A 12,700-nucleotide genomic window follows, 5' to 3' on the forward strand; every position below is an offset into this window, starting at 1 on the left:
CAACAATAATGAGCGTTATGAGTGAAGTAGGACCTGATGGTTTCAAGAAATTTCCAACTGCAAAACATTTTACATCTTGGCTACGTTTGGCTCCGAACAATAAAATAAGCGGTGGGAAACTGTTGAGCAGTAAAACACCTAAAGGAAGTAATCGACTTAAAATTGCTTTACGCAATGCAGCCAATGCTATTGGTAATTTAAAAGACACACATCTGTCTGATTTTTTCAGAAGAATTGCCTTCAGGAAAGGACGAACAGCAGCAGTAAGTGCCACGGCAAGAAAACTAGCGGTTATTATTTGGAAAATGATTGTGAACAAAATTCAATACCAGCCACCTACAGAATATCTGTTTCTTGATCAAAAAAGAAAACTGAAATTAGTGGCAAGAATTAAAAAACAAATTGCTAAATTTAAACTGACTAATGAAGAACTTGCAATCGCTTAAACTTGGAACGTTTTACGTTCCTTGATTTACGATACTATGTTTTGTACGTTAGTCAGAATGCCTCGTCAACAACTGGAGATACCTACGGAGTGTACGGAGAAGCAAGCAGCACCAGCGGTAGAGGCGTGTACGGCAAGGCATCTGCAACAAGTGGGGTCAACTCTGGCGTGTATGGATGGAGTGAAAGCTCGAACGGGACAGGAGTCTACGGAGCTGCAGTATCTCTCACTGGGACGACCTGGGGTGTCTCAGGATACAGTATTGCTCCCTTTGGTGGTGGCGTGCGTGGCTATAGCGGCAGCCGCGACGGCGTAGTCGGGCAAGGTCAACGCTGGGGCGTGTATGGACTCCATAACGTTGGCACCGCCTGGGGCTACCTCGCAGGTAGCACCACCGGTGTGTATGGCAATGCAGGTGGCGTCGGGTCCAACCGCGCTGGAATCTTCGACGGGAATGTTGACGTGAATGGCATACTGTCCAAAAGCGCCGGCTCATTCAAGATTGATCATCCGTTGGATCCCGGAAATAAATATCTGTATCACAGCTTCGTGGAATCGCCCGATATGATGAACGTGTACAACGGCAATATAACACTTGATGCCAACGGTGAGGCATTGGTCGAACTGCCGGCGTATTTTGAGGCACTCAACAGCGATTATCGCTATCAGCTCACTGCAATCGGCGCACCCGGTCCTAATCTTTATATCGCTCAGAAAATCTCTGGGAATCGTTTCAAGATTGCCGGTGGTCAGCCTGGAATGGAAGTCTCATGGCAGGCGACTGGCATACGGCAGGATCCGTTTGCCGAGAAGCATCGGATTCAGGTCGAGGTAGAGAAAACCGGCGTAGAACGAGGGAAGTACATCCATCCAAAGGAATATGGAGTCTCAGAGACCATGGGGATGGATTACGAGAAGATACGTGAAGTTGAAATAGAGCAGGTAAAAATGAAAGCGATAGCTGAGAAACGGCGGAAGGCAGAAGAAGAACAGCGGTTGAATCCCATCGAAAGAATGAGGTGATAACATGAGTACAAAATATTCTTTTAAAAATATACAGCGAGCAGTTATATTCCAACTGCTTTGCGTGATAGTTGTAATAAATAATGCTATTTCTCAGAACAGCCAAGTCGTTTGGTCGTCATTCAATATGGGATATGCAAATTCTACTCAATCGAACACGATGGTAAAATCGGTGGTCGGACAAAATTTTGTTGGTACATCCCAACAATCAAATACTCAAGTAATCAGCGGTTTCCTGGCGGATACTTTGTTCAGAAGTATATCTGTCGGTGTGAAAGAGCAAAAAGAGCTTCCAACCGAATATTCGTTATCACAGAATTATCCCAATCCGTTTAATCCAACAACAACTATTCGGTATGATTTACCGACTGCATCTCATGTTGTTCTGAAAGTCTATAATGTACTTGGACAGGAAGTTGCAACATTGATCAACGAACAAAAAACTGTTGGCAAACACAGTTTCGAATTTCGCGCTTCGGATTTCGAACTTTCGAGCGGCGTATACTTTTACAGATTAGTTGCTGGTGAATTTGTTTCTGTTAAGAAATTTATATTGGTGAGGTAGAAAAGCGAAATGAAATTTTTCGATTTTATTTTCATATCAATTATCTTGATAACTCTGATGGAATGTTGTTCTACGATAGACCAATCTCAAAAACAAAGATCTACGCAAGCAACGAAATACAACATTGTAATTGGAACAGGAGGCGGTTTCACAGGCATGTATAACGGTTACTATATTGATACTATTGGTAATTTTAATAGTTGGGAAGGCAAGGTATTTACGGATACAAATTTAAAATATATTACCACACTGAGTCGTGAGCAACTCGATAAAATATCTGAGTTAGTATTAAATAATGTTGTACTGGGTACTAATTATAAAAATTCAGGCAATATATCTTCGTTTATTCAATTGAGCTACAATAACTTTAAACATTCAGTTTCATGGTCGGGATTCGAGCCAGACGAAAGTGTGCCCCCTAATATTGGAGTGTTCCATTCGCAGTTGAGAAAAATTATTAATGATACTATAAACAAACATTCAAATTAAAGGAGGATGTTATGAAATCTTATTACAAATTATTTCTGATTATGGTGATTCCATTTCTAGGTTTTATTAATTCAAATCCGGGAATTAAATCGTCAAACCTTACCGTAAAGTTTTATTATCATAATACGGAGAACGGTTTAAGAGCATTAGAATCAAAGGTTGGTCATAAAGTTCAAATCGAGTGGAGCGAAAATAACTCTACGCCGACATTTGTTTCGGGAAAATTAACCCAAACCGGTTTGTCATACAGTTCTGATAAGACGAATGACGGAATAAGGTTCCTCTCAGAAAACAAAGATTTATTTGGATTGAAAGAACCGGCAAAGGAATTGAATGTCATTTCGAACATCACAGATGAAATTGGGATGACACATATAAAATATCATCAACAGGTAAATGGAGTAAAAATATTTCATGGACAATTAATTGCCCACTTCAATTCTGATGGGTCGGTTGAGAGTGTTAATGGCAGGTATTATCCGACACCGGATATAAATACTATACCATCCATAGATATTCATACTGCCTTACAAATAGCGAAAGATAAATTAGGTTCTTATCAATCTACTGATGAAAAGGGAGAGTTGAACATATACTCTCAAGGACCGAGACTACTTCTGGTGTATGTAGTCAGTCTCCCCTCACACTCAAATCCAATGATGACGGTTTTTATTGATGCGTTAAATGGCGAAGTAATTAAAATCGATGATGGTATTCGTTATGATGGTCCGGTTGTCGGCTCAGGTATAGCATTGGATGGAACTGTAAAAACAGTTCATTCCTATCTGTCTGGTGGTACATATTATATGATTGATGCGTCTTTACCTATGTATGTTCCCCCGATTGATAGCTTTAAGGGAGTGATTGTAACTATTGACGCTAAAAATGACACCGCCGGAAATGGTTATGGTAGTGCTGTATACGTAACAGACCCGAATAACAACAACAATTTCAATGATAATGAGAGATTAAAAGCGGCAGTAAGTGCCCATTTTTTTTCAAGGGAAGTTTATCAATTTTTTAAAACACGTTATAACCGTAACAGCTATAATAACACTGGTGGTTCTCTGAGAAATGTTGTCCATTATCTTGTCAACCTCAACAATGCTTTTTGGAACGGTGTATCTATGTCATATGGCGATGGCGATGGAGTTACTTTCTCAAATCTTGCAGGTGCGTTGGATGTAATTGCACATGAGCTAACACACGGTGTTACACAATACTCAGCTAACCTTGTATACGAATTACAGCCGGGTGCGCTTAACGAAAGTTTCTCCGATGTGTTTGGCGCAATCTGTGATAGCGCCGATTGGTTGATTGGTGAAGATGTGTTTACGCCTGGAATAACTGGTGATGCTCTTAGGAGTATGCAAGACCCACACATGGGGTTATCATCGAACGATCCGAGATGGCAACCAGCTCATATGGATGAATATGTCAACCTTCCCAATGATCCCAATAACGATAACGGAGGTGTGCACATTAACAGTGGCATCCCGAACAAAGCTTTTTATAACGTTGCAACTGCAATCGGACGATCTAAAGCAGGATTGATATGGTACAGAACATTGGCGGTTTATCTTACAAATAATTCACAGTTCATCGATTGTAGAAACGCTTGTCTGAATTCAGCTAAAGATTTATTTGGACAAAGCTCGGTAGAGTATAATGCAGTCGCCAGCGGTTTTAGTGCAGTCGGTATAGGCAGTAGTTCCGGCTCAACCTACGATTTGACTTATGACGATGGTTCTTCCGCGGTAGGTGTTTATGAATCCGCTGCTAATTGGGAATTAGCAGTTAGGTTTACGCCGCCCGTTTCAAATGTAACCATAACAAATGTTAAAGTCGAAATAACCGGCGATAACGCCGGTGGTACCGGACATTTTACTTTGAAGATGTATCGAGCAGATGGCGCCAGCGGTTTACCAGGGACACAAATTATTACTCCTTATTCATATACACCCGCACAAGTCGGCTGGCAATCTTTCGATATTACCGGCGCAAATGTTAATGGTGATTTTTATGTAAGCATACTTTACGACGGAACTAATCAACCGCTCATAGGTGGAGATTTACCGCCTGGAAATCAGAGAGCATATGAGTATAATTCTTCAAGTTGGTCTAAATTAAATTCACCCGATGATTATACACTATTCATGCGTGCAACCGTAACAAGCACAACAGGAGTTGTTGAAATTGATTCAAGAATTCCACCGAAGTTTGAACTTGCACAAAACTATCCAAACCCTTTCAACCCAACAACGAATTTTGGATTTCGGATTCCTGATTTCGGATTTGTTTCTTTGAAGGTGTATGATGTGTTTGGTAAAGAAGTTACGACATTGGTTAATGAGGTAAAACATCCCGGTGAGTATTCAGTCCAGTGGGATGCGAGTAGCATTGCAAGCGGTGTGTACTTATATCGGCTTCAGTGTAACAACTTTACAGAAACGAAAAAACTTTTATTAATGAAATAAAACAAAAAATGTGGTTTTCTACGGTTTCCAAATGAACGTTTATATGCAATCCAAGCGATTTGCTTTTGTGAAATAAAAGTCATAATATTATCATACTATTGTAATAAATCTAACAAACTAAGGAGAGATGTTATGTTTTTTCGTGCAAGGTATAATCAAATTAAGTTTTCCCATCTGCTAATTTCTATAACTATTTTCATCGCTACATTAACTACAGTAGGTTATGGGCAAGCCATTCTCGATTCATCCTACGTTACACCAACCACGGTAAATGTGTCTCCAAGCGGTGCGACTGTAACCGTTGATTTATGGTTAAGAAATTCACCCGACTCGCTTTGGTTTGTATTTGTGTATGTAGGACATCCAGATTCTGCGCAGGCAACCGGCTTTGGCGAATTAATTCAAGGTACGAAACTAAATGGAAAATGGAGGGCAGAACTATATCTTTATCCAAACATTCCAATTGGAACTTATCCTGTCTATACTCAAACCTGGGATGAGTCGTTTGATATAGCGACATTCAATACAGGAAAAACCGTTCAGGTAACTGGCGGTGATAGCGAAGCACCAACTTTAGCAGGCGTAGTAACACTATCGCCCACAAGTTTGGATGTTTCAACTGGTCCGAAATTTGACACAGTATGGGTTCCATTACAAGATAATTTCTCGGGTGTTGCATACGTTGATGTAAAATTTTTAAATTGGAAAAATCAGCAGCTTGCATCAAATTACGCATTGCGGATTTCCGGCGATAGTATGAATGGAGTATGGAAATCAATAGTCCAGATACCACAAAAAGCGAATGGCGAATTGCGCGTTGTTGTGAGTGCTATGGATTACGCTTGGAACTCTGCGGATTTGAATACAGGAAAAACATTGATAGTAACAGGGGGTGATACTACCGCTCCAGTGTTTGTTTCGCCGGCGGTAATTTCTCCATCGACTGTAAATGTCTCGAGCGGCGATCAAGATGTTACTGTAACAGCTACAATGCAGGATTGGTATACCGGGGTGAAGTATGTTTACTTCGATTTTGTTGATAGCTCTTTGGATTATATCGCAGGAAATTCAGCAAGCCTGATTTCCGGTGACAGCTTGAATGGCCAATGGCGCACAGTAATTACAATCCCTCAAGAAACACCGGCTGGAATATTAAAACTAAAAATAAATTCCAATGATAGGGCTGGAAATTATCTCGACACATTAACATCTCACACACTGCAGGTAACAAGAGTGCCTGAAGCTTTGGTTACATTCCAGGTTGATCTCCGCCGATTAGAACGATTGGGACTTTTCTCCCGGGCTGAGAACTACGACCCCTTAGTTGAAATATTTGATGGTGTAAACTCAGGCAGTTATTCCCTTCAGGATTCTAACGATGATAGTATTTGGACTTATCAAAAAGCAATGGTCCCGGGGCAAACGATAAAATATGCCTTCGCTATACAACCTGCTTATGAAAAAATTTATGAATTAGGTGGAAGTACCGGCGGACGCTCACTAAATATCCCGTCTGCCAATCCGATAGTATTACCGGTCGTAACTTTTGATAATTTACCCGTTGAGCCGGTAGACCAAAACTTTGCTGCACGAGTGGTAAATAGTTTTTCAGTTGGAAATCCTTATCCTTATGAATTTAAGAAAGATACAACCGAAACATTTGTAACAATCGATTTTTCCAATCTTGAACGGGCATCTGTTGTCGTGGTTCGCCGTTTTGCGAAACCACCTGGTGGAGCCATTCCTTCAGGAATTACTACCATGGCATCTAATATCTATTGGGCTATCGATAAAGCACCTGCAAGTGTAAACTTTTCAGCTCAAGTCATTTTTGAGTATAATTTATTTGGAGGAGTTTCCGACCCGAATTCACTGCGACTGCTTAGAAGGGAAAGCAGCAGCCAACCATGGACTGTTGCCTCCACAGAAATTAATTTAGACAACAAAACTCTTTCAGCAAATGTCAATAATAATTTTAGCGAGTGGACTATTGGTTCAACCTCGTCTGCGAACACACTTCAACCAGCAGTACCTGGAATGGTTAGCAACCCAAATCCATCTAACGGTGCGACTCAGGTCATCCGCAATCCTGAATTTACTTGGAGTGGGGCATCGGCGACGAGAAGATATGATTTCTATATCTGGAAATCGGCCGACCCAATGCCGTCAACACCTACCGTGAGTGATTTGAAAGAGCCGAGATACCAAAGCTATTCATTATTGTACAACACAACTTATAACTGGAAGGTTGTAGCAAAAAACATTGTCGGCACGACTTCCGGTCCAACATGGTCATTCAGTACGCAAAGTGTTGCTGATTTGATAATCTCTAATATTGATATTCCTCCTTCAGGTTTTTCAGGTAAACAAATTGATATACAATGGACTGCAAAAAATATTGGAAACTCAGTTACAAATCCTGCACGCTGGTACGATGCTGTTTTCCTGTCAGTTGATTCGGTACTCGATACAAGAGAGGATTCGCGATTAGGAGTTTTTGAGAATATGAATCCACTCAACCCAAACGAAAGTTATATTAACCGTGGGACTGCCACACTTCCTGATGGTATATTTGGACAATATTATATTATTGTTTTTACAGATTATTATACTAATGTACCAGAAATTAACGATACTAATAATATTTCTCGTAAAAGTTTTAATGTGAACCTGACACCACCGCCCGATTTACAAGTTATCTCGATGCAAGCTCCCGATATGGCTTTCTCAGGCCAAAAGATTGATATTACGTACACAGTTAAAAACACAGGAAGTAATTCAACACAAACAGCACGTTGGTACGATGGTATTTTTATTTCTCAGGATTCAATTTTTAATCAGCAAAATTCTACACGCTTATCAACGGTGATGCGTACCGAGGTACTATTACCAGATTCAATTTATTCTCCAGCGTTGAAAATAACACTTCCCGATGGTATCTCAGGAACTTACTTTCTTTTTGTTTTTACAGATTTTACTAATCTTGTTTTTGAATATACACTCGAGACTAATAATTTACGACAGGCACCTATAGAAATTACACTTGCACCACCACCCGACTTGGTCGTAACATCTGTAACCGGTCCACCAACAGGCAGTTCGGGCAATAAAATTTTAGTTAATTGGACGGTACAAAATCAAGGACCCGGCAGTACTACTGGAAGTTGGAGAGATAGAATTTTCATAAGTGCGGTTACACCCTTCGATTCTAATCTCGCTGTTTTCATTAAGGAATTTTATCAGTATCACGATTTGGCAATTGACTCTGTATATACCGAAAGTCAAGAGGCAACATTACCAAACGGAATTTGGGGTGATTATTACATATTCGTTGAGACTGACTGGAAAAATCAGATTTTCGAATATAATTTCGAAGACAACAATATACTTGGCAGCAGCTCTACAACAGCAATCAGTTTAAGTCCGTGGCCCGACCTGTTTGTGTCATCAATTCAAAAACCGGATAGCGCAACTGCTTCCGATCTGATAACCATTGCTTTTCAGGTTACAAATCAAGGCAGCGGAGCTATAACTTCAGGTCAATGGAAAGATAGTCTCTACATTTCTTCAAGTCTCACGTGGAACCCTTCGAAAGCCATTGGTTTCTTAACAGCGGGACATTCAGGAGATTTGGCTTCTTCGTCATCTTATTCAAAAAGTTTATCAGTTAGAATACCACGGAAATTGAGCGGTGGAACATACTACATCTACGCTAAGACAGATGTTGAAAATACAATTTACGAGCATTCGCATGAATCGAATAATATCTCCCGGAGCGGACCAATATTTATTCGTGCTTATCCACCGGTGGATATTTCTGTCGTTTCATTAACCTCATCTGATTCGGGTTACTCAGGACAGCCGTTTAATTTTCAGTACACTGTTCAAAACAAAGAAACGGGAAATACACCGGTCTCAAACTGGATGGATGTCGTTTATTTGTCTTCCGACACGACGTTGATTGGCTACGAAGATATATTTTTAACAAGAATTCCGCGATTCGAACCACTGCTTCCCGGAGCAAGCTATACCCGAAACATTACTGCTAACTTGCCTAATGGAATTTCCGGCAGCTATTACATAATCGTAAAATGCGACAGCGCAAATGATGTGGAAGATGTGAACGTTGCAAACAACACAAAATATTCTGCATCGCAAAAATATATTACACTGTCTCCATCGCCAGACCTTCTGCTAACCACTCTCACAGTCCCATCAAACGGACAAGCGGGGCAGCCAATTAAAATTCATTGGAGTATTAAGAATAACGGGGCGGCTTCTGTCCAAAATGTCGGATGGTACGATGCCGTCTATCTGTCACAAAACTCAATCTTCGATCAATGGGATATCAGCTTAGGAAATATCAGTAAAACTGGTCCTCTCAGCATCAACACAACTTACTATGATACTCTGGAGGTTACTTTACCGATTTCTGTTTCCGGGAATCATTACATCATTGTAAAAACTGATAGTAGAAACGAAATATATGAACACGGCGCTGAAAATAATAATATCCAATCATCACTAATATCGATTACACTTCCACCACCTGCTGATTTAATCGTTACAAATATATTTACTCCGACCGATGCGATTGCCGGCAAAGATGTTACAATTACCTGGACGATCAAGAACCAAGGTGCCAATCCGGCGAGCGGTAGAATGAGTGAAGCCGTCTATTTTTCAACCGACACTACATGGAATATAGATGACCCGCTGCTTGGTATCGTTACTCGCGATATTAATTTAACTCCCGGTGCATATTCAACTGCATCGCTTAGAGCAAATACTGGCAAACTCGTACTGACCGATTCTTTAGGCGAGATTACAGGCGGTATCCCCGGTCTGTTGACCGGCGACTATCATGTTTTAGTGAAAACAAACTTTAAAAACAATATACGTGAGAGCGATCTGACAAATAATAAGAAAGCTTCGTCCAATAAAATGAATGTAGATGTGCTTAATCTGCCGCTCAGTGTTCTTGTTACAGATACAATTTATCGGCAAGATTATAACTACTACCGAGTAAATGTTCCTGCTAATATGGATTTAAGGATAACGGCTACCGGTCAGTCAAACGTTCCAACAACAGATGTATATGTCGCTTATGGTAGTATCCCCACAACAAGCAATTACGATTTTCGCACTTTAGACCCAATACCAGTAAACCGTGAGGTTTTTATTCCTTCAACTCAAGCTGGAAATTATTTCATAACGCTTCGTTCAAATAATTACGCTTTTGATGAAATATATACAATAATCGCAGAGACGCTTTCTTTCTCACTAACTTCTATCAATCCTAATAAAGGAGGAATGGGTGGACGTGTAACTACGACTATTCACGGTGCTGGATTCCGTGATTCGACAAAGATTTTCCTCTACAAATCAGGGAATAAAATCATTGATGGCACAGTCCGTAAATTTAACAGCACGATGGATATCATAGTTAGATGGAATCTTGAGAATGTTCCGCTTGGAACTTATGACGTTGTCGCTAAGAATTTGGACGGCTCAACAGTAATGATACCTGATGGATTTCAAGTTGAGCCAGCAAGGGAGATGATTGTGAGCATAGGACAAAGCACACCAAACCTTTTATTGTTCGGCCGCCGGGAATCATATACATTCAGATTTACAAACACCTCAAACGTTGACGTCCCTTACATGTTTGCACTTATTGCCGTTCCGTTGGGGACAGATGTGCAAATATCTGCTTCTTCACGATTTATAAGTAGAGGCAACGTTATTCCTGATTCATTAAAACAAGCTGAAGGAAATTATGATGATTTTGTAAATTCGGAAACCGCCCGGTATATCCCGCTTATAGTTCGCGACCTGACTCCAAGTGAAGCGGTCGATTGTAGAATTACTTTCCGGAATATGTTATTCTCTGCAGGAATGGATTTCCCTATGTCAGTCGGTGTACGAGCATTTGCCAAAGATGCTTATCTTACACATCAACTGTCGATGATCGAATCGTTCAGACAAAAAGTTCTTGAGAATCAATCATCATTTTCTCCCGAAGTAATAGCGCGTGCTTACGATACACAAAGCTTCGCACGATTCATGCTGGATGGTTACGTAGTGCTCGGTCTGTTGGATCAATCTGATTTACCTCCATCCTTTAAATCCGGCAGCTTTATCAGAAGCGCAGATTATTCGGTTTTATTTTCAGGAACCAGTCAGCGGATTAAACCAACCCAAAATTATATTAATCAGGTTACTTCAAAATGTGATGATTTCTTTTCAAAGTTGGGTTGCGTTGCTGCCGTTTTGGATTGTTTTATTCCTATTCCACCAATTCCACCACCGTTTAATTTTATCATGTGCGGTTTTGGAATAGGAGCAAGTTGTGGACCCTGGGACGCGGGAGCCGCAGGATGTATCGGCGTTGCTTCTGGCCTTACTTGCCTTGCAAAGGAATTGATATGTAAACGGCTTGTTGGTTCACTCGATCCAAACGATATAATCGGACCCGAAGGTTACGGCGACCGCCGATGGGTCGCAGTCACTCAAACTTTACCGTATCAAATTCGGTTTGAAAACGATCCACAGAAAGCAACCGCACCGGCACAAAGAGTTTCAATTACTCAACAGTTAGATTCGACTATCGATATACGTTCATTCCGACTTAGTTCAATCGGTTTTGCGAATCAAACTTTCGAAATTCCCGGCAATCCTTCTTACTATAGCACCCGTTTAGATGTCAGAGATTCGTTGGGTATATACGTTGATGTTACTGCAGGAATTAATGTTATGACCGGTCAAATATCTTGGAATTTCAAATCAATCGATCCATCAACCGGAGAGTTGCCAAATAATCCATTAGTGGGCTTGCTTCCAATTAACGATTCAACCGGTCGCGGCAACGGTTTTGTGCGATACACAGTCCGACCAAAACAAACATCACGAACGGGGGATTTAATAACACCAAAAGCGAGAATAATATTCGACCAGAATGATCCGCTTGACACACCACCGATATACAATACTATCGATGCTGTATCGCCGATGAGTAATGTTCGTCCTCTACCTCCAACCACAACATTTACATCTTTCCCACTAACGTGGGGTGGTAAGGACGATTCGTCTGGTTCGAATTTAAAGAGTTATTCCATATATGTTTCTCGGAACGATAGTCCGTATGTTGCATGGTTAGTAAATACAACAGATACGATGGCAATATACACTGGTTCAGCAAATAGCCAGTATAAGTTTTTTACTCTTGCAACAGATTACGCTGGAAATACAGAGCCGACTAAGTTAATCGCAGATGCAACGACACAGATTATCACTTCTGTTGAAGACAAGCTGGTAGAAATACCCAAAGAATTTGCACTTTATCAAAACTATCCGAATCCGTTTAATCCAACAACAACTATTCGGTACGATTTACCGACAGCATCTCGCGTTGTTCTGAAAGTCTATAATGTACTTGGACAGGAAGTTGCTACGTTGTTGAATGAAGAAAAGGAAGCTGGAAAACATCAAGTGCAATTCAACTCGACTAATTTAGCGAGCGGTGTTTATTTCTATCGCTTGGTTACTGGAGATCCTTCGACAAGCTCCCCAAAGGGGCAGGCAGGGCAAGTTTTTGTATCGACAAAGAAATTTTTATTGGTGAAATAGTATTAAACAAATAATAATAAACAACAACAAATAAAAAGGAGTACGTCATGAAAAAACAAACAATAATTTTAG

6 protein-coding genes are annotated in these 12,700 nt (G+C 40.6%); all 6 read left to right on the top strand.

From position 1 onward, the window contains the following. On the top strand, nucleotides 1–446 hold a 446-nt coding region (locus tag QME58_12135; protein ID MDI6804572.1), incomplete at its 5' end, for a transposase. Nucleotides 447–907: 461 nt separating this feature from the next. Continuing rightward, the gene (locus QME58_12140; GenBank protein ID MDI6804573.1) at nucleotides 908–1,468 is read left to right on the top strand and encodes a hypothetical protein; all 561 of its coding nucleotides are present in this window, start codon (nucleotides 908–910) and stop codon (nucleotides 1,466–1,468) included. A gap of 4 nt (nucleotides 1,469–1,472) precedes the next feature. Then, nucleotides 1,473–2,033, top strand: coding sequence for a T9SS type A sorting domain-containing protein (locus QME58_12145; GenBank protein ID MDI6804574.1), 561 nt, complete (start codon nucleotides 1,473–1,475; stop codon nucleotides 2,031–2,033). A gap of 9 nt (nucleotides 2,034–2,042) precedes the next feature. After that, nucleotides 2,043–2,522 carry a hypothetical protein gene (locus tag QME58_12150; protein MDI6804575.1) on the top strand — a complete coding sequence of 160 codons (480 nt, stop codon included), beginning with the start codon at nucleotides 2,043–2,045 and terminating at the stop codon, nucleotides 2,520–2,522. 11 nt (nucleotides 2,523–2,533) lie between these two features. Beyond that, complete coding sequence (locus QME58_12155) at nucleotides 2,534–4,999, top strand: M4 family metallopeptidase (protein ID MDI6804576.1); 2,466 nt, start codon at nucleotides 2,534–2,536, stop codon at nucleotides 4,997–4,999. Between the two features lie 132 nt (nucleotides 5,000–5,131). Next, entirely contained in the window at nucleotides 5,132–12,628 is a 7,497-nt protein-coding gene (locus tag QME58_12160) for a CARDB domain-containing protein (protein ID MDI6804577.1), read from the top strand. Nucleotides 12,629–12,700 lie beyond the last annotated feature (72 nt).

Source organism: Bacteroidota bacterium (genome assembly GCA_030017895.1).
Lineage (GTDB): Bacteria > Bacteroidota > Ignavibacteria > UBA10030 > BY39 > JASEGV01.